Genomic DNA, 17,825 nt, shown 5'->3' with positions numbered 1-17,825 from the left:
GGGAGGGGTTTTCGGGGTTCGGGGTTCGGGGTTCGGAGGTCAGGGTCGGGCCGACGCTCCGACTCGTCCGTGGTGCGCCCTCTCTCCGGTGCCGTCCCCTCCGGGACCACTCGCCGGCCGGGGCATTTCACTGGCCGAGGTCATTCGCCGGCCGGTGCCGCTCATCCGGCCGGTGCCGCTCATCCGTAGGTGTCGCCCGGCCCCCGGCTTCCGGGCGCCCGCAGCGGGCCGTACCGGCGGCCGGGTCCGCCGGGGCCCAGCACCTTGATCATCCGCACCGAACCGTGGCCCAGGTCCTCGTTGAGCCGGGCCACGAGGGTCGGGGCGAGCAGGCGCAGGTTCGTCGCCCAGGCCGTCGAGTCGCAGCGCACCACCAGCACCCGCTCGTCCTCGTCGTACCGCTCCGGCACGCAGTGCTTGGCCACGTCCGCCCCGACGATCTCCGGCCAGCGGCCCATCACCCCGCCCACCGCGGCAGGCGTCTCCCAGCCCCGCTCGGTGATCAGCCGGTTGATCGCCGCACCCAGCGCCATGGGGTCACGCCCGTCGGCCCGCGCGCCGGACCGCAGCCCACCGCGACGCGCCTGCTTCTTCTGCTGGGCGGCGTCCCCGCGCGCGCGTGCGGCCTCCCGCGCCGCTCTGAGCGCCACGCGCGCAAGGTCGACACCGGACGGTTCCGGACGCTGTGGGCCGCCTGCCCCGGGGCCGCCTGCCGTGTGCCCGCCCGAGGAATCTTCGGGGCCCTGGCCCGGCGCGTCGGCGCTCATACGCGCTCCACCGTGCCCTCCGCCACCGTGAAGCGCGCCCCCGCCAGCACGTGCGGGACGTCGTCGTCGACCGCGGCCGTCACCAGCACCTGCTCGCCGGGCGCCACCAGCTCGGCCAGCCGCTCCCGGCGCCGCGCGTCCAGCTCGGCGAAGACGTCGTCCAGCACCAGCACCGGTTCGTTGCCCTCGGCCCGCAGCAGGTCGAACGACGCCAGCCGCAGCGCCAGCGCGTACGACCACGACTCGCCGTGGGAGGCGTAGCCCTTGGCGGGCAGCGACCCGAGTTTGAGCAGCAGGTCGTCCCGGTGCGGACCGACCAGGGTGACGCCCCGCTCGATCTCCTGCTTGCGCGCCTCGGCGAGCGCGGCCATGAGCTGCTCGTACAGGTCCTCGCGAGTGTGCGCCTCGCCCGGCGCCGACGGCTTGTACTCCAGGGCGACGGGACCGCCGCCCGGGGCCAGCTGCTCGTACGCCTTGTCCGCCAGCGGCTGCACGGCCGCGATCAGGTCGAGGCGCTGCGCGAGCAGTTCGGCGCCCGCGCGCGCGAGGTGCTGGTCCCAGACGTCGAGTGTGGACAGATCCATCGTCCGGCCGCCGTGCCGGCGGGCCAGCGCAGCCGACTTCAGCAGGGTGTTGCGCTGCTTGAGGACCCGGTCGTAGTCGGAGCGCACGCCGGCCATCCGCGGGGAGCGAGCCGTGATCAGCTCGTCCAGGAACCGGCGCCGCTCACCCGGGTCGCCCTTCACCAGCGCGAGGTCCTCCGGTGCGAACAGGACGGTGCGCACGATGCCGAGCACGTCGCGGGGCCTGACCTGCGAGGACCTGTTGATGCGGGCACGGTTGGCCTTGCCCGGGTTCAGCTCCAGCTCGATCAGCTGCTGCCGCTCCCCCTGTCTGACCTGGGCGCGGATCACGGCACGCTCGGCGCCCATGCGCACCAGGGGGGCGTCGGAGGAGACCCGGTGGCTGCCGAGGGTGGCGAGGTAGCCGACGGCCTCGACGAGGTTCGTCTTGCCCTGCCCGTTCGGGCCGATGAACGCGGTGACGCCCGGGTCCAGGGGCACCTCGACCCGGGCGTACGAACGGAAGTCGGCCAGCGACAGATGCGTGACGTGCATGGTCGTGCGCCGACCTCCCTGGTGTCCGGTCCGCGGGCGGGTGCCCCTCGGTGCTGCCTGCTTCTTCCCTGTCTACTTCTTCTCGTTCTTCTCGACCGCGTGGCCGCCGAACTGATTGCGCAGCGCGGCGATCATCTTCATCTGCGGCGAGTCCTCCTGCCGGGACGCGAACCGTGCGAAGAGGGAGGCCGTGATCGCGGGCAGCGGCACCGCGTTGTCGATCGCCGCCTCCACCGTCCAGCGTCCCTCACCGGAGTCCTGTGCATAACCCCGGAGCCCGTCGAGGTGCTGGTCGTCGTCGAGCGCGTTGACGGCGAGGTCGAGGAGCCAGGAGCGGATCACCGTGCCCTCCTGCCAGGACCGGAAGACCTCGCGGACGTTGTCCACGGAGTCGACCTTCTCCAGCAGCTCCCAGCCCTCGGCGTAGGCCTGCATCATCGCGTACTCGATGCCGTTGTGGACCATCTTGGCGAAGTGGCCCGCGCCCACCTTGCCGGCGTGCACGGCGCCGAAGTCGCCCTCCGGCTTGAGGGCGTCGAAGACCGGCTGCACCCGGGCGACGTGCTCGGTGTCGCCGCCGTACATCAGGGCGTAGCCGTTCTCCAGGCCCCAGACTCCGCCGGAGACACCGCAGTCGACGAAACCTATGCCCTTGGCGGCCAGCTCCTCGGCGTGCTTCTCGTCGTCCGTCCAGCGGGAGTTGCCGCCGTCCACGACGACGTCGCCGGGCTCCAGCAGCTCGCCGAGCCGGTCGACGGTGGCCTGGGTGGCCTCGCCCGCCGGGACCATCACCCAGACCACGCGCGGGGCGCTGAGCTTGCCCACAAGCTCTTCCAGGCTCTGGACGTCGGCGAGGTCCGGATTGCGGTCGTATCCGACGACGGTGTGGCCCGCGCGGCGGATCCGCTCGCGCATGTTGCCGCCCATCTTGCCGAGGCCGACGAGACCGAGCTCCATCAGTTGCGTTCCTTAGGTGTGCGAGGTGGCGAGGCGGCACCTCCGTACCCGCCGGATGCGTGCCGCGGCACTTTCGTACCGCTCCGAGCCTAAACCCGGACGCCCGTGCACAGCTGTGGGCACAGGCGCTCAGACGTAGGCCCCCACCTGCGGGTTCGTCCCCACCCTGTGGACAGCCGCCGACGCCACGGCCGGCCGGGGCGCGGCTCAGCCGCACCCCGCGTACTGCGGTCCTGCGGGGACGGCCCCCGCCCCCCGACAGGCTGTCGGCAGGCAGCGGCGGAAGGGCTCAGCCGCTCAGCCGCACCGGCATGATCAGGTACTTGTAGGCCTCGTCCGCCTCCGCGTCCAGCGCGGGCTTGCCGCTCAGCAGCGCCGGCTTCGTGGACGTCGTGAAGGACAGCTGGGCGACCGGGGAGTCGATGGCGCTCAGGCCGTCCAGCAGGAAGGTCGGGTTGAAGGCGATCGAGATGTCGTCGCCCTCCAGCTGGGCGTCGACCCTTTCCACAGCCTGTGCGTCGTCGCTGGACCCGGCCTCCAGGATGAGGACACCCTGCTCGAAGCTGAGCCGCACCGGGGTGTTGCGCTCGGCGACCAGGGCCACGCGCTTGACGGCCTCCACGAAGGGGGCGGTCTCGATCACGGCGACGCTGTTGAACTCCGTCGGGAACAGCGTCTTGTACTTCGGGAGGTCACCCTCCAGAAGACGCGTCGTCGTCCGGCGGCCGGCGCCCTCGAAACCGATCAGGCCCTCGCCCGCACCCGACCCGGCCAACGCCAGAATCACCTGGTCGCCGCTGGTCAGCGCCTTGGCGGTGTCCTGGAGCGTCTTGGCGGGCACCAGGGCGACCGCGGAGACCTCAGGATTCTCCGGCTTCCACAGGAACTCGCGGACCGCGAAGCGGTAGCGGTCGGTGGAGGCCAGCGTCACCGAGTCGCCCTCGATCTCGATGCGCACACCGGTGAGCACGGGCAGCGTGTCGTCACGGCCCGCGGCGATCGCGACCTGCTGGACCGCCGAGGCGAAGACCTCGCCGGGGACGGTGCCCGTGGCCTCCGGCATCTGCGGCAGCGCCGGGTACTCCTCGACCGGCAGGGTGTGGAGGGTGAACCGCGAGGAGCCGCACACCACAGTCGCCCGTACACCGTCTGTGGAAATCTCCACCGGCCGGTTGGGGAGGGCACGGGAGATGTCGGCGAGCAGGCGGCCGGAGACGAGGACGGTGCCCTCCTCCTCGATCTCCGCCTCCACCGACACCCGCGCGGAGACCTCGTAGTCGAAGCTGGACAGGCTCAGCTGTCCCTCCTCGGCCTTCAGCAGCAGGCCCGCGAGGACCGGCGCCGGCGGACGGGCCGGGAGGCTGCGCGCGGCCCAGGCCACTGCCTCCGCGAGTACGTCGCGTTCCACCCGGATCTTCACTGTTGCCGCCTCCTGCTGTTGCCGGCGCTGCTCGCCCTGCTTCGCCTTCGTCGTCTGACCGGTGTCGCCCGCCGCTGTGAGGGGCAGAACACCGGGACCAGTCTGACGCACCCCACTGACAGTAGGTGCCGTTCGGGGTCAAGTCGTGACGAGGGGCAGTTGGGCCCGAGAGAGCGAGTTGTGCACAGGACCCGCTTCGAAACGGATTCCGCTCTCTCTATGGTCGTCAGTAGTAGTAGGGCCTGTGGATACCGTGGATAACCTCGTTTGCGCAGGTCAGACCCAAGATTTTGTCCACGGGGCCTGTGGGCGGAGCCGGTGGACAACCGGGCGTATCTGTGGAGAACAGAAAGTTCTGCACACTCCGTGCACAGGCAGGGGCGAGTTCTCCCCAGCGCCGTCCCCAGCTTTACCCACCTTTCCCACAGCCCAACCCGGCACCTTGATGTGACGCCTTTCACTCGACGCGGTGACAGGGCGCGTCACGTTGCCGAACAGTGGACAGGCATGTGGAGAAGCTGGGGATCGCTGGGGACAACTGGCTCCAGCCTGTGGGTTGCCCGTGGACAACTTGATGCACAGCCTGTGGATCACTTCTTTGTCCACAGCCTGTGGAGATCCTTCGTCCACGAATCCACAGGGAGGTGACCTGCCCTGATGATCCCTCACCAGCCTGACCTGTGGACAGGATCGGGACAACTTCCCAGTCCCCAAGGTGTGGACGGAAAAAAGTGGCCGAATCTGTGGAGGAAGCCCGTAACCCGGCAGGTATTCGAACAGCGGACAGGACAGCCGTACGAGGGCGGCCGGAGGCCACTGGGGCGCGGCAGGGGAACGACAAGGGGCGGCAGGGGCGGCGTCAGGGAATGACGAGGGCGCGGGACAGGTGCCGCCGGGCATGAAGAAGGCGCCCACTGGTGTCCAGAAGGCGCCTGTGCGGGCGGTGCGGGCGGGCGTCAGCCGTTCTTGATGCGGTTGGTCAGCTCGGTCACCTGGTTGTAGATGGAGCGCCGCTCGGCCATCAGGTTGCGGATCTTGCGGTCGGCGTGCATCACGGTGGTGTGGTCCCGGCCGCCGAACAGCGCGCCGATCTTCGGCAGCGACAGGTCCGTCAGCTCCCGGCACAGGTACATGGCGATCTGCCGCGCGGTCACCAGCGCCCGCCCGCGCGAGGTGCCGCACAGGTCCTCGACGGTGAGGCCGAAGTAGTCGGCGGTCGCACCCATGATGGCCGTGGAGGTGATCTCCGGGGCCGAGTCCTCGCCGCCGGGGATCAGGTCCTTGAGGACGATCTCCGTCAGGCCCAGGTCGACCGGCTGCCGGTTGAGCGAGGCGAAGGCCGTCACCCGGATCAGGGCGCCCTCCAGCTCGCGGATGTTGCGCGAGATCCGCGAGGCGATGAACTCCAGTACCTCCGGCGGGGCGTTGAGCTGTTCCTGCACCGCCTTCTTGCGCAGGATCGCGATGCGCGTCTCGAGTTCGGGCGGCTGGACGTCGGTGGTCAGGCCCCACTCGAAACGGTTGCGCAGCCGGTCCTCCAGCGTCACCAGCTGCCGGGGCGGCCGGTCGGAGGACAGCACGATCTGCTTGTTGGCGTTGTGCAGTGTGTTGAAGGTGTGGAAGAACTCCTCCTGCGTCGACTCCTTGTCCGCCAGGAACTGGATGTCGTCGACGAGCAGGATGTCCATCTCGCGGTAGCGCTTGCGGAAGCTGTCGCCCTTGCCGTCGCGGATGGAGTTGATGAACTCGTTGGTGAACTCCTCGGAGCTCACGTACCGCACCCGTGTGCCCGGGTAGAGGCTGCGCGCGTAGTGCCCGATGGCGTGCAGGAGGTGGGTCTTGCCGAGCCCCGACTCCCCGTAGATGAAGAGCGGGTTGTAGGCCTTCGCGGGCGCCTCTGCGACGGCGACGGCCGCCGCGTGGGCGAAGCGGTTGGAGGCGCCGATGACGAACGTGTCGAAGAGGTACTTCGGGTTCAGGCGCGCGGTCGGCTCACCCGGACCGGTCGCCGGCGCGGGCTGTGCGGCCAGCGGTCCGGGCGCGCCCGTGGCGGGCCCGGGGCCCACGGGGCCGCCACGGTGGACGTGCCCGGAGCCCGGCGGGGGCTCGGGGAGGTCCCGCCGGGGGCCGCGCTGGTCGTAGTCGCCCCGCGGCTGGTCGTAGTCCGGGCGGGGTTTGTCGTAGTCGCCGCGTGGCTGGTCGTAGTCACCCCGGGACTGCTCGTAGTCGCCGCGGGGCGCGTCGTAGTCGGGCCGCGGCTGGTCGTAGTCGACGCGCGGGGTGTCGTACGAGGGGCGCTCCGGGGATGGGCGGCGGTAGTCCTGCTCGTAGGAGTCGTGGGAGTACCGGGACGGCTCCTGGCCGTAGGGCTCCTGGGAGGGCGACGCGTAGGGGTCCCGCTCCGGGAAGCCGAGGCGCTGCTGCTGCCAGCCGTAGTCGTCCTGCGGGGCGGGGCGGGGCCAGGAGCCGGGCTCGGGGCGCTGGTACTCCTGCGGATACGCAGGGCGGGCGGTCGGGAGCTGGTCGGCGCGGGCGGTCGGGAGCTGGTCGGCGCGGGCGGTCGGGAGCTGGTCGGCGCGGGAGCGGCCGTATCCCTCGTACTCGTCGCGGTAGTCCTCGCGGCCCTGTCCCGGAGCGGGGAGTTCCGGCTCCTCGTAGCGGGACGGCGGGCGGCCGGGCGACGACTGAGGTGCCGGGGCCGGGGCCGGAGCGGGGCCGACGGGCTCGCCGGCGGTCTCGTCGACGGTGATCGCGATGCGGATCGGCCGGCCGCACTCGCGGCTCAGCGTCTCGCCGACGACGGGGGCGAGACGCCCCTCCAGCACGCCTTTGGCGAATTCGTTGGGCACGGCGAGCAGGGCGGTGTCGGCGACCAGCGCGAGCGGCTGGCAGCGCCGGATCCAGTGCTCGTCCTTCGACTCGACGCCCTGCCCGCGGGTGTCCCCGAGAAGTTGTTCCAGTACGCGTGGCCACACTGCGGCAAGATCGGCAGGTACGTCAGCCACAGGGCACGCTCTCTCACGAGTCCCTCGAAGGTGTGATTCGGGGACGGGTCGGGATGAAACTCGGGTGGGGCAGGGATAAGGGAACGAATCGGAGTTCAGCCACGGTAGTCAGGGCGGCCGGTAGGGTTCAAGTTGTTGTCCCCAGCCTGTGGACAAGTGTCTCCCGGTCACCGCTGGTTTGACCGAATGGCGCAGTCCCACGTACCGTGACGAGGTCGAGTTGTCGATGGCTGCTGCCGCCTGCCTCCGATGGGCACAGGTCACGTCCAAGGTGATCGAAAAGCGGTGCACTCGGGCGTAACGCGAGCTACTCGTGGGCGCACGGTGACAGCCAGGACGGCACCCCGCCAACCCCGAATCTTTCTGGAGCCCCCGAGTGAGCAAGCGCACCTTCCAGCCGAACAACCGCCGTCGTGCGAAGACCCACGGTTTCCGGCTGCGTATGCGTACCCGTGCCGGCCGCGCGATTCTGGCGACCCGCCGCAGCAAGGGTCGCGCCCGTCTGTCCGCCTGATCCCGGTCAGGTCATGACATCGTGCTGCCCACCGAGAACCGGCTGAGGCGGCGCGAGGACTTCGCGACCGCGGTACGACGGGGGCGCCGGGCCGGTCGCCCGGCCCTTGTCGTCCATCTTCGAAGCGGTGCCACGGACCCGCACGCGCCTGGGGAGAGCGCTCCCCGGACACGTGCGGGTTTCGTCGTGAGCAAAGCCGTGGGTGGCGCGGTCGTGCGCAACACGGTGAAGCGCAGGCTTCGCCATCTGATGCGCGACCGGATCGACCTGTTTCCCCCCGGTAGCCTGGTAGTCGTACGAGCGCTGCCCGGTGCGGGCGACGCCGACCATGCACAGCTGGCCCGAGACCTGGACGCCGCCCTGGCGCGGCTACTGGGAGGGGGCGCGCGATGAAGTACCCACTGCTGGCACTGATCAAGCTCTACCAGTGGACGATCAGTCCGCTGCTGGGGCCGGTGTGCAAGTACTACCCGTCGTGTTCCCACTACGGCTACACGGCCATCGACCGGCACGGAGCCGTCAAGGGCACAGCGCTGACCGCCTGGCGCATCCTGCGGTGCAATCCGTGGTCGCTGGGCGGCGTGGACCATGTTCCGCCGCGCAAGCGCCCGCGGTGGCACGAACAACTGCGTGCCGCTTGGCGGGCACGCAAGGGCGGGACCTCCGCCGCCGAACCGGCCACCGAAGGACGGCCGGCTCCCACGAGCCAGTCCGGTCCCCCGGGCCCGGCCGCAGAGACCTCGCCCCATGCCCAAGGAGCATGATTAGTGGACACGATTGCCAGCCTCTTCAGCTTCATCACCTGGCCCGTCTCCTGGGTCATCGTCCAGTTCCACACGGTGTACGGGGCGATCTTCGGACCTGACACCGGATGGGCCTGGGGCCTGTCCATCGTGTCCCTGGTGATCCTCATCCGTATCTGCCTGATCCCGCTCTTCGTGAAGCAGATCAAGGCGACGCGCGGGATGCAGACGCTCCAGCCGGAGATGAAGAAGATCCAGGAGCGCTACAAGAACGACAAGCAGCGTCAGTCCGAAGAGATGATGAAGCTGTACAAGGAGACGGGTACGAACCCGCTCTCCTCGTGCCTTCCCATCCTGGCGCAGTCCCCGTTCTTCTTCGCCCTCTACCACGTGCTCAACGGCATCGCGTCCGGGGACACCATCGGCGCGGTCAACCAGGACCTGCTGGAGAGCGCGCAGAAGGCACACATCTTCGGGGCCCCGCTGGCCTCCAAGTTCTTCAGCAGCGAGAGCGACGTCACCGCCCTCAGCGCCTCTCTGACCGACGTCCGCGTCGTCACCGCCATCATGATCGTGCTGATGTCGGCCTCGCAGTTCTTCACCCAGCGCCAGCTGATGACGAAGAACGTGGACACCACGGTGAAGACGCCGTTCATGCAGCAGCAGAAGATGCTGATGTACATCTTCCCCGTCATGTTCGCCGTCTTCGGTGTCAACTTCCCCGTCGGTGTCCTCGTCTACTGGCTGACCACCAACGTGTGGACCATGGGCCAGCAGATGTACGTCATCCGCAACAACCCGACTCCGGGCTCCAAGGCGCAGGCCTCCTACCTGGAGCGGCTGCACAAGAGCGTCATGGAGCACGGCAAGACGCGTGGCCGGGGCCAGAAGGCCGTCGTGAAGGCCATTGTCGCCAAGGGCCGCGACCGCAACGAGTTCGAGCGCAAGTTCATCAACGGCCTGAACAAGGCGGGCCTGGCCGCTCAGCCCGACGGCAACGTGGAGAAGAACGACACCGCCGTCGCCGCCCAGAGCGCGGACGGTACGCCGGCCGCGGCCACACCCAAGCGGCAGCAGCCCAAGCGGCAGAGCAAGTCCCAGCGCCAGGCCAGGACCGCCGGTGAGGCCGAGCCGAAGACGTCGCTCGACAAGTCGGACGAGCCGCAGGATGCCAAGCCCGGCAGCAAGCAGGACACCAAGCAGGGCAACAAGCCCGCCGCCGCTGCCAAGAAGCCGGCTCAGAAGTCCGGTGGCGGCCGCAGCAAGGCCCAGTCCGGACAGCGCAAGGGTCCACAGCGGCCCAAGTCCCCGTCGAAGAAGTAAGAAGGAGTCCATCCCGTGACGGAAGGCACCACCTCCGCCGCTGCCGAGGGCGCAGACACCCTCACCCGCCTCGAGCAGGAGGGCGAGATCGCCGCGGACTACCTGGAGGGTCTGCTCGACATCGCCGACCTCGACGGCGACATCGACATGGACGTCGAGGCCGACCGCGCCTCCGTCTCGATCATCAGCGACAGCAACAGCCGGGACCTGCAGAAGCTGGTCGGCCGGGACGGCGAGGTGCTGGAGGCTCTGCAGGAGCTCACGCGCCTGGCGGTGCACCGGGACACCGGCGACCGCAGCCGGCTGATGCTCGACGTCGCGGGCTACCGGGCCAAGAAGCGCACCGAGCTGTCCGAGCTGGGGGCCAAGGCCGCTGCCGAGGTCAAGAGCAGTGGCGAGTCCGTGCGGCTGAAGCCGATGACGCCGTTCGAGCGCAAGGTCGTGCACGACGCGGTCAAGGCGGCGGGACTGCGCAGTGAGTCCGAGGGCGAGGAGCCGGAGCGCTTCGTCGTCGTGCTTCCCGCCTGATCGGTCCTCTCGTTCTCCGGCCCCGTCTGTTGCGCAGACGGGGCCGAATTTTGTCAGCCTGATAGTTCTGGTGGTTCTGGCACCGACGCCTCGCGCGCCCGGTGCCGTACGGAAGGACGGTCCCCGTGTCGGAGGCAGCGGAGCTTCCCCCCGTGCCCGAGCAGGCACGCGACGTGTTCGGTGATCGCTACGCGGATGCGGTCCGCTATGCGGAACTGCTTGCCGAGGCGGGGGTGAAGCGCGGTCTGATCGGTCCGCGTGAAGTGCCTCGCCTGTGGGAGCGGCACCTGCTGAACTGCGCGGTGCTTTCGGAGGTCGTGCCCGAGGGAGTGACGGTGTGCGACGTCGGCTCGGGGGCCGGTCTGCCCGGCATTCCGCTGGCGCTGGTGCGGGACGATCTCAAGATCACGTTGCTGGAACCGCTGCTGCGACGCACGAACTTCCTGACCGAGGTCGTGGAGTTGCTGGGCCTGGACCATGTCACGGTGGTCCGCGGCCGGGCCGAGGAGGTCATGGGCAAGATGTCACCGGTGCACGTGGTGACGGCCCGTGCCGTCGCTCCGCTGGACCGCTTGGCCACATGGGGCATTCCCCTGCTGCGCCCCTACGGCGAGATGCTGGCGCTCAAGGGCGACACGGCCGAGGAGGAGCTCAAGGCCGCGACCGCGGCGCTGAGCAAGCTGGGCGCTGAGGAGACATCCATCGTTCAGGTCGGGCAGGGGGTCGTGGATCCTCTGTCCACCGTGGTGCGGGTCGAGGTCGGGGAGAGCCCCGGCGGCGTGCGTTTTGCCGCCAAGCGGGCCAAGGCGGCCCGGACGGGCCGGACGCGTCGGCGTCGCGGATAAGCTCGATCGTCGGTCGTACTCCACACAAGCTGCCCTGCCTGTGCGTGCCGGAGTGTCGCGGCAGTTCGGCATCTACTGCTGTGCATCGTGTTTCACGTGAAACGTCGCTCACTGCTGCACGGCATCATCAGTCGCGGCCGCGCCGCGGCAGACCCCCGCGACCGAAAGCCTCTCGGGTCGCTCGGAAAGAGCACGGAGTTGTCCACAGAGGTGGATTTCTCCACAGAACACCAGGCCTCACTGGTTCATGACCCCGAAGACATGGGAGGCTCTGTTCATTGCGAGCCTGAAGTCGAGGAGAGTGAATCCTTGCGGTCCGACGCCAATATCGCGGGACCGATGACCGATCCGGTCCCCGGTCCCCGTACCGAGTCGATGGGAGCGGATGTTTCACGTGAAACACCGCCTCCGATGGACGACACTCCGATCGGTCGAGCTGCCCAGCTGGCGGTGGAAGCTCTGGGCCGCGCCGGCGAAGGGCTGCCACGCCCGGAGCAGACCCGGGTCATGGTGGTGGCCAACCAGAAGGGAGGCGTGGGCAAGACGACGACGACTGTGAACCTTGCCGCGTCGCTCGCTCTGCATGGAGCCCGGGTTCTGGTCGTCGACCTTGACCCTCAGGGGAACGCCTCCACTGCTCTGGGCATCGACCATCACGCCGACGTCCCATCCATCTACGACGTACTGGTCGAGAGCCAGCCGCTCTCCGAAGTGGTCCAGCCGGTCCCCGATGTCGAGGGGCTCTTCTGTGCCCCCGCCACGATCGACCTCGCCGGTGCGGAGATCGAGCTGGTCTCGTTGGTTGCACGTGAGAGCCGGCTCCAGCGGGCGATCTCGGCCTATGAGCAGCCGCTGGACTACATCCTCATCGACTGCCCGCCCTCGCTTGGACTGCTGACCGTCAACGCGCTCGTCGCGGGCCAGGAAGTACTGATCCCGATCCAGTGCGAGTACTACGCGCTGGAAGGTCTGGGGCAGCTGCTGCGCAACGTCGACCTGGTCCGTGGGCACCTCAACCCCGCGCTGCACGTGTCGACCATCCTGCTCACCATGTACGACGGCCGGACGCGCCTCGCGTCCCAGGTCGCGGACGAGGTCCGCAGCCACTTCGGCGACGAGGTGCTGCGGACCAGCATTCCCCGCTCGGTCCGTATCTCCGAGGCTCCGAGCTATGGGCAGACGGTTCTGACATACGATCCAGGATCAAGTGGCGCCCTCTCCTATCTGGAGGCGGCACGTGAGATGGCACTGAAGGGGGTGGGCGTCGCCTATGACGCGACGCAGGCCCACCTCGGCGCCCAGAATGATCCGAACATGGTGGAGGGGATCCAGTGAGTGAGCGACGGAGGGGGCTGGGCCGTGGTCTGGGCGCACTGATCCCCAACGCTCCGACGGAGAAGTCCGTGGCGTCGGCGGCGCTGGGAAGCGCGGCTGCCGCGTCCACGGGGGCGGTGCCCCGGGTGCCGAACGAACGGGGAGTGGCCGCAGCGAAGGTAGCCACGCTGCCCGCTGTTTCACGTGAAACAGAGGAGCCGACGGCTCCCAGCGGCGCGGAGGGGCTCAGGGCTCCCATGGGCGCGCACTTCGCTGAGGTGCCGCTCGACGCCATCACACCGAACCCGAAGCAGCCGCGTAAGGACTTCGACGACGATGCGCTGGCCGAGCTGGTCACCTCCATCAGAGAGGTGGGGCTCCTCCAGCCGGTCGTGGTGCGGCCGACCGGACCGGGTCACTACGAGCTCATCATGGGCGAGCGTCGCTTTCGCGCCTGCCGCGAGCTGGAACTGGATGCCATTCCGGCGATCGTCCGGGCGACAGAGGACGAGAAGCTTCTTCTGGACGCCCTCCTGGAGAACCTTCACCGGGCGCAGCTGAACCCGTTGGAAGAGGCCTTCGCCTACGACCAGTTGCTGAAGGACTTCAACTGCACGCATGACCAGCTGGCGGACCGTATCGGGCGTTCCCGTCCCCAGGTCTCGAATACGCTGCGACTGCTCAAGCTCTCCCCGAAGGTCCAGACTCGTGTGGCCGCAGGTGTCCTGTCGGCCGGGCACGCACGAGCCCTGCTCTCTGTCGACGACCCGGAGGAGCAGGATCGGCTGGCCCACCGCATCGTGGCCGAGGGGCTCTCGGTGCGGTCGGTGGAGGAGATCGTGACCCTGATGGGTTCGCGGCCCCAGAAGCCCCAGCGTGCCAAGGGACCGAGGGCCGGTTCGCTGGTTTCACCGGCGCTCTCGGACCTGGCCACACGCCTTTCGGATCGCTTCGAGACACGCGTCAAGGTCGACCTCGGGCAGAAGAAGGGCAAGATCACCGTGGAGTTCGCCTCCATGGAAGACCTGGAGCGGATCCTCGGCAGCCTTGCTCCCGGGGAGGGTCCGGTGCTCCAGAAGGGCCTGCTGGAGGACGAGGAGCCGGACTCGTGATGTGGGGCTAGGCAGGCGTCCGACGGCGTTCCACTGACGGCAGGGCGGGCCGTGTCCGGTGCATACCGGAACACGGCCCGCCCTTTGCTTTGCGTCGGTGTCGGGGCCACCGCATCGTGGATACGATGCGCAGAGGATGGCTTTGTCACCTGGCAGTACCTCTGAAAGGAAGGCAGGGGCCATGCGAACGATGAGCCGTACCGAACTGGTGAGCGCGGGCCTGGGGCTGGGCGCGGTCGGTGGGTTCATCGGCAGCCTGCTCAGGGAACGGAGCGCTCTGACAGCCGCCCGCGACGCGGCGGGCGAAGGAAGCGAGGAACAGCCTTCATGGGGCGCCGGCTCGTACCGCTCACGCTGGACAACCTTCAGGACCTTCCCCAGCGCTGTCGCTCGTGTGTCTTCTGGGAACTGGATCCCGTCAGCGGTGAAGCCGCGGTAGAAGCAGGCACGTCGGCCCTGGAAAAGGAGTCCTGGATCTCGGCCGTCCTGCTGGACTGGGGGTCGTGCGGGCGGGTGGTCTACGTCGATGACGTTCCGGCGGGATTCGTTCTCTACGCACCGCCCGCGTACGTACCGCGTTCGACGGCGTTTCCCACCAGCCCCGTCTCACCCGATGCGGTGCAGCTGATGACCGCCTTCGTGATGCCCGGTTACCAGGGACAGGGACTGGGGCGGGTCATGGTGCAGACGGTCGCCAAGGATCTGCTGCGCCGTGGCTTCAAAGCGATCGAGGCCTTCGGCGACGCCCGCTGGAAGGAGCCCGCCTGCGTCCTGCCCGCAGATCATCTGCTGGCCGTGGGCTTCAAGACGGTCCGTCCCCATGCTCGTCATCCGCGACTGCGGCTCGACCTACGGTCGACGCTGTCCTGGAAGGAGGACGTGGAGATGGCACTGGACCGACTGCTTGGAGCCGTCCAGAAGGAGCCAGTGCTCCGACCTCTCTGACGGAAGGATCGGGAGCGTGTGCCGCCGTCGCAGGCTGCCGAAAAGCAATGGGCCGATCCGCTGGATCGGCCCATGCGTGTTTCACGTGAAACGTCAGTCGGCGATGAAGTCCTCAAGGTCGCGGATGATCGCGCCCTTCGCCTTGGCACCGACGATGGTCTTCGCGACCTCGCCACCCTGGTACACGTTCAGGGTCGGGATGGACATGACGCCGTACTTGGCAGCCGTTCCCGGGTTCTCGTCGATGTTCAGCTTGACGATCTCGATCTTGTCACCGTACTCGGCGGCGATCGCCTCGAGGGACGGCGCGATCTGGCGGCACGGACCGCACCAGGCGGCCCAGAAGTCCACCAGGACAGGCTTGTCGCTCTTGAGGACGTCCTCGTCGAAGGAGGCGTCGGTTACATGCTTGAGGGTGCCGGCCACGGCGGGCTCCTTAACTGGTTGGTGCGTGGGAGTGGGGGTCAGACAGCGGTCTTCTCGGGCTCCGCCTGGTCCTCGTCGCTCAGCGCGGCAAGGAAGCGCTCGGCGTCGAGAGCCGCGGAGCATCCGGTACCGGCGGCGGTGATCGCCTGGCGGTACGTGTGGTCGACCACGTCACCGGCGCCGAAGACACCGGTCAGATTGGTGCGGGTCGACGGGGCGTCGACCTTCAGGTAGCCCTCCGGGTCAAGGTCGAGCTGACCCTTGAAGAGCTCGGTGCGCGGGTCGTGGCCGATCGCGATGAACAGGCCGGTCACCGGCAGGTCCGAGAGTTCGCCGTTCTTGACGTTCCGCAGCTTCAGGCCCGACAGCTTCTGGTCGCCCTGGACCTCGGCGACCTCGCTGTCCCAGACGAACCTGATCTTGGGGTCGGCGAAAGCGCGCTCCTGCATCGCCTTGGAGGCGCGCAGAGTGTCCCGGCGGTGGACGATCGTCACGGACTTGGCGAAGCGGGAGAGGAACGTGGCCTCCTCCATCGCGGTGTCACCGCCACCGATCACGGCGATGTCCTGGTCCTTGAAGAAGAAGCCGTCGCAGGTCGCGCACCAGGAGACACCACGGCCGGAGAGGGCGTCCTCGTTCGGCAGACCGAGCTTGCGGTGCTGCGATCCGGTGGTGACGATGACGGCCTTGGCCTGGTGGACGGTGCCCGCGGTGTCGGTGACGGTCTTGATCTCACCGGACAGGTCGACGGCCACGACATCGTCCGGGATCAGTTCCGCACCGAAGCGCTCCGCCTGGGCCCGCATGTTGTCCATGAGCTCGGGGCCCATGACTCCGTCCTGGAATCCAGGGAAGTTCTCCACCTCGGTGGTGTTCATCAGTGCTCCGCCCGCAGTCACGGCACCCTCGAACACCAGCGGCTTCAGGGAGGCGCGCGCGGTGTAGAGCGCCGCCGTGTAGCCGGCGGGCCCGGAGCCGATGATGATCACGTTTCGGACGTCGCTCACGGCTTCATTCCTCGTCTCTGGACTGTGTCTTCAGGGCCGGGTGGAGCTGCACTCGGAACTCTCACCCGACCTAACGGATCCTACGGGGCGCGCATTCCCGCTGTGCCCGGGCGCACAGGGACGGAGCGGGGACGCCGCAGGGAATGCCGGAAGAAGAGGACGGTCAGCCGCTACGAGCGCGCGTAGGAACGGGTCAGGAGGATTTCGGCCTTGCCGACGGCGGGCTGCCTCACGCAGGCGGAATCGACGACGTAAGCAGTGACCCTGGTGTCGTTCGAGGTGTCGGGCAGCACTACGAGGAGTGCTTCCTTGCCTTTGTAGACGCCTTCCTCGGTGGCGATCACCGCGTCGTCGCGGCCGATCCCCCTCTGAATGCACTCCGGCACCGTCGGCTGCTTGAAGATGTGGTTCTCGGCACCCGTCTCCGTGCCGTTCTCCGACTCCACGCCGAAGCTGCGTGGTGTCCGCGACCCACTCTGCTGACCCGCGACGAGGCCGGTGACCTTGTCTTCGAGCCGGCCCTCGGAGAAGGTGTCGGCGAGTGCGGTCTGCTGCTCGTGGACGGTGCCCTCGGGAGTGGAGCCCTCAGTGAGGGCGGACACGATGACAGAGCCCAGTCCGATGGCGGCAGCGGCGGCCACGGCACCCAGGACTGCGACCCTGCGCCGCCCGCCTCGCCTGCGGCCCTTGCGTCCGGGGCCGGTGGAGGAGGAACGGGCGTGCCCGGCGGGTCGGTCCGCCGATGCCGATGTTTCACGTGAAACACGCGCATCGTCGTGGGCCGTCGGAGGTGTCTCCGGAGTGCCCGCGGTCAGCCGCGCCTCGGCGGCCAGAGCGGCGTCAATACGGTCGGCCACGTCGTCCGGCATGCGTGGGGGTGTCGGCGTGGTGCCGAGCAGCCCCCGGATCTCCTCCAGTGAGGCGTAGACGTCCGCGCAGAGCTCGCAGGTGTCCAGGTGCCGCTGTATGTCCGAGGTCCGCGCGGTCGGAAGGAGGCCCTCGGTGAGGTCGGAGAGCTCCGCGACATCGGGGTGTCCGGTCATGTCAGTCGTCGACGACGTCACGCTCGTCCACCTCCGCCCTTCACTGCGGTTGAATCGCTCGGCCCTGTTCCCGTCGGATCCGCACGGCGCGGTCCCGCTGCGGGTGGGACGGATGCCCCCGGCGTCCGGTTCCGCTCCGTGCCCCGTCTCGTCGTTCCGCCGCTGCCCTCCGGACGGAGATGGGTGAGGAGCGGAAGCAGTCTGGCTCTGCCGCGGGCGCATCGGCTCTTGATCGTGCCGGTCGGCACATCGAGGACCCGGGCGGCCTCAGCGACGGGGTAACCCTGCATGTCCACCAGGACCAGGGCGGCCCGCTGGTCCTCCGGCAGCGTGCCCAGGGCCTCCAGCAGCTGGCGGTGCAGGTCGTTGCGTTCGGCGGGAGCGGAGGCCGACTCGTGCGGCTCCAGGAGCTGCTCCAGGCGCTCGGTGTCGTCGACGGGCGCGGTCTTCCGTGAGGCGGCCTTGCGGGCACGGTCCAGACAGGCGTTCACGGTGATCCGGTGCAGCCAGGTGGTGACGGCTGCCTGCCCACGGAAGGTGTGGGCGGCCCGGTAGGCGGAGACGAGCGCGTCCTGGACGGCGTCAGCAGCTTCCTCACGGTCCCCGAGCGTCCGAAGGGCCACGGCCCACAGGCGGTCCCGGTGCCGGCGCACCAGCTCGCCGAAGGCGTCGGGGTCTCCCTCGACATGGCGGGCGAGCAGCTCCTGATCGGCCACGCCGTCATGACTCGTGCCGCTCGCCATCACACTCCCTCTTCG

At 68.9% G+C, this 17,825-nt stretch carries 18 protein-coding genes; 9 read left to right on the top strand and 9 right to left on the bottom strand.

Annotated elements, in window-relative coordinates; all coding sequences use genetic code 11:
• Positions 1–179: 179 nt before the first annotated feature.
• From HZS56_RS08240 to dnaA, 5 genes are all read right to left on the bottom strand, one after another.
• The gene (locus HZS56_RS08240; RefSeq protein ID WP_216720028.1) at positions 180–767 is read right to left on the bottom strand and encodes a DciA family protein; all 588 of its coding nucleotides are present in this window, start codon (positions 765–767) and stop codon (positions 180–182) included.
• Entirely contained in the window at positions 764–1,885 is a 1,122-nt protein-coding gene (recF, locus tag HZS56_RS08235) for a DNA replication/repair protein RecF (RefSeq protein WP_216720027.1), read from the bottom strand. Before recF ends, HZS56_RS08240 begins: the two co-directional genes overlap by 4 nt.
• A 72-nt stretch (positions 1,886–1,957) precedes the next feature.
• Positions 1,958–2,842 (bottom strand): phosphogluconate dehydrogenase (NAD(+)-dependent, decarboxylating), encoded by an 885-nt coding sequence (gnd, locus tag HZS56_RS08230; protein ID WP_216720026.1) that lies wholly within the window; start codon positions 2,840–2,842, stop codon positions 1,958–1,960.
• A 289-nt stretch (positions 2,843–3,131) separates the two neighbouring features.
• Positions 3,132–4,262, bottom strand: a complete 1,131-nt coding sequence (gene dnaN, locus HZS56_RS08225; protein ID WP_216720038.1) for a DNA polymerase III subunit beta — start codon at positions 4,260–4,262, stop codon at positions 3,132–3,134.
• A gap of 956 nt (positions 4,263–5,218) precedes the next feature.
• The gene (gene dnaA / locus HZS56_RS08220) at positions 5,219–7,267 is read right to left on the bottom strand and encodes a chromosomal replication initiator protein DnaA (protein WP_216720025.1); all 2,049 of its coding nucleotides are present in this window, start codon (positions 7,265–7,267) and stop codon (positions 5,219–5,221) included.
• 376 nt (positions 7,268–7,643) lie between these two features.
• Here dnaA and rpmH point away from each other — a divergent pair, with 376 nt between their 5' ends.
• The 9 genes from rpmH (at position 7,644) to HZS56_RS08175 (ending at position 14,591) form a co-directional block, all read left to right on the top strand.
• A complete protein-coding gene (gene rpmH / locus HZS56_RS08215) occupies positions 7,644–7,781 on the top strand; it encodes a 50S ribosomal protein L34 (RefSeq protein ID WP_003975051.1) in 138 nt (45 codons plus the stop codon).
• A 21-nt stretch (positions 7,782–7,802) separates the two neighbouring features.
• On the top strand, positions 7,803–8,174 hold the full coding sequence (gene rnpA / locus HZS56_RS08210) for a ribonuclease P protein component (protein WP_216720024.1): 372 nt from the start codon (positions 7,803–7,805) through the stop codon (positions 8,172–8,174).
• On the top strand, positions 8,171–8,545 hold the full coding sequence (gene yidD, locus HZS56_RS08205) for a membrane protein insertion efficiency factor YidD (protein WP_216720023.1): 375 nt from the start codon (positions 8,171–8,173) through the stop codon (positions 8,543–8,545). Before rnpA ends, yidD begins: the two co-directional genes overlap by 4 nt.
• 3 nt (positions 8,546–8,548) lie before the next feature.
• Positions 8,549–9,847 (top strand): membrane protein insertase YidC, encoded by a 1,299-nt coding sequence (gene yidC / locus HZS56_RS08200; RefSeq protein WP_216720022.1) that lies wholly within the window; start codon positions 8,549–8,551, stop codon positions 9,845–9,847.
• 15 nt (positions 9,848–9,862) lie between these two features.
• Positions 9,863–10,375, top strand: coding sequence for a Jag family protein (locus tag HZS56_RS08195; RefSeq protein ID WP_216720021.1), 513 nt, complete (start codon positions 9,863–9,865; stop codon positions 10,373–10,375).
• Between the two features lie 125 nt (positions 10,376–10,500).
• Positions 10,501–11,220, top strand: a complete 720-nt coding sequence (rsmG, locus tag HZS56_RS08190; RefSeq protein ID WP_216720020.1) for a 16S rRNA (guanine(527)-N(7))-methyltransferase RsmG — start codon at positions 10,501–10,503, stop codon at positions 11,218–11,220.
• A gap of 261 nt (positions 11,221–11,481) precedes the next feature.
• Positions 11,482–12,555 carry a ParA family protein gene (locus HZS56_RS08185; RefSeq protein WP_216720037.1) on the top strand — a complete coding sequence of 358 codons (1,074 nt, stop codon included), beginning with the start codon at positions 11,482–11,484 and terminating at the stop codon, positions 12,553–12,555.
• On the top strand, positions 12,552–13,646 hold the full coding sequence (locus tag HZS56_RS08180) for a ParB/RepB/Spo0J family partition protein (RefSeq protein WP_216720019.1): 1,095 nt from the start codon (positions 12,552–12,554) through the stop codon (positions 13,644–13,646). Before HZS56_RS08185 ends, HZS56_RS08180 begins: the two co-directional genes overlap by 4 nt.
• A 327-nt stretch (positions 13,647–13,973) precedes the next feature.
• On the top strand, positions 13,974–14,591 hold the full coding sequence (locus tag HZS56_RS08175) for a GNAT family N-acetyltransferase (protein WP_216720018.1): 618 nt from the start codon (positions 13,974–13,976) through the stop codon (positions 14,589–14,591).
• A gap of 93 nt (positions 14,592–14,684) precedes the next feature.
• Here HZS56_RS08175 and trxA read toward each other — a convergent pair whose 3' ends face one another.
• The 4 genes from trxA to sigM form a co-directional block, all read right to left on the bottom strand.
• Positions 14,685–15,017, bottom strand: a complete 333-nt coding sequence (gene trxA / locus HZS56_RS08170) for a thioredoxin (RefSeq protein ID WP_216720017.1) — start codon at positions 15,015–15,017, stop codon at positions 14,685–14,687.
• Between the two features lie 38 nt (positions 15,018–15,055).
• The gene (trxB, locus tag HZS56_RS08165; protein ID WP_216720016.1) at positions 15,056–16,024 is read right to left on the bottom strand and encodes a thioredoxin-disulfide reductase; all 969 of its coding nucleotides are present in this window, start codon (positions 16,022–16,024) and stop codon (positions 15,056–15,058) included.
• Positions 16,025–16,194: 170 nt separating this feature from the next.
• Positions 16,195–17,088: an RsmA family anti-sigma factor gene (locus tag HZS56_RS08160; RefSeq protein WP_507227378.1), complete on the bottom strand. Its 894-nt coding sequence runs from the start codon at positions 17,086–17,088 to the stop codon at positions 16,195–16,197.
• A complete protein-coding gene (gene sigM, locus HZS56_RS08155; RefSeq protein WP_216720015.1) occupies positions 17,085–17,810 on the bottom strand; it encodes an RNA polymerase sigma factor SigM in 726 nt (241 codons plus the stop codon). The genes HZS56_RS08160 and sigM overlap by 4 nt, the downstream gene beginning before the upstream one ends.
• Between the last annotated feature and the right edge of the window lie 15 nt (positions 17,811–17,825).

Origin of the sequence: Streptomyces mayonensis, assembly GCF_018982965.1 — a bacterium.
Classification (GTDB): domain Bacteria; phylum Actinomycetota; class Actinomycetes; order Streptomycetales; family Streptomycetaceae; genus Streptomyces; species Streptomyces mayonensis.
Note: the sequence above shows the minus strand (reverse complement) of the source record. Positions and strands in the feature narration are given on the sequence as shown.

Excerpts from the sequence above, each read along its gene's own strand:
- recF (WP_216720027.1), bottom strand. The coding sequence starts at position 1,885 with ATGCACGTCACGCATCTGTCGCTGGCCGACTTCCGTTCGTACGCCCGG.
- HZS56_RS08185 (WP_216720037.1), top strand. The coding sequence starts at position 11,482 with ATGGGAGGCTCTGTTCATTGCGAGCCTGAAGTCGAGGAGAGTGAATCC.
- yidD (WP_216720023.1), top strand. The coding sequence starts at position 8,171 with ATGAAGTACCCACTGCTGGCACTGATCAAGCTCTACCAGTGGACGATC.
- HZS56_RS08175 (WP_216720018.1), top strand. The coding sequence starts at position 13,974 with ATGGGGCGCCGGCTCGTACCGCTCACGCTGGACAACCTTCAGGACCTT.
- gnd (WP_216720026.1), bottom strand. The coding sequence starts at position 2,842 with ATGGAGCTCGGTCTCGTCGGCCTCGGCAAGATGGGCGGCAACATGCGC.
- HZS56_RS08240 (WP_216720028.1), bottom strand. The coding sequence starts at position 767 with ATGAGCGCCGACGCGCCGGGCCAGGGCCCCGAAGATTCCTCGGGCGGG.
- sigM (WP_216720015.1), bottom strand. The coding sequence starts at position 17,810 with ATGGCGAGCGGCACGAGTCATGACGGCGTGGCCGATCAGGAGCTGCTC.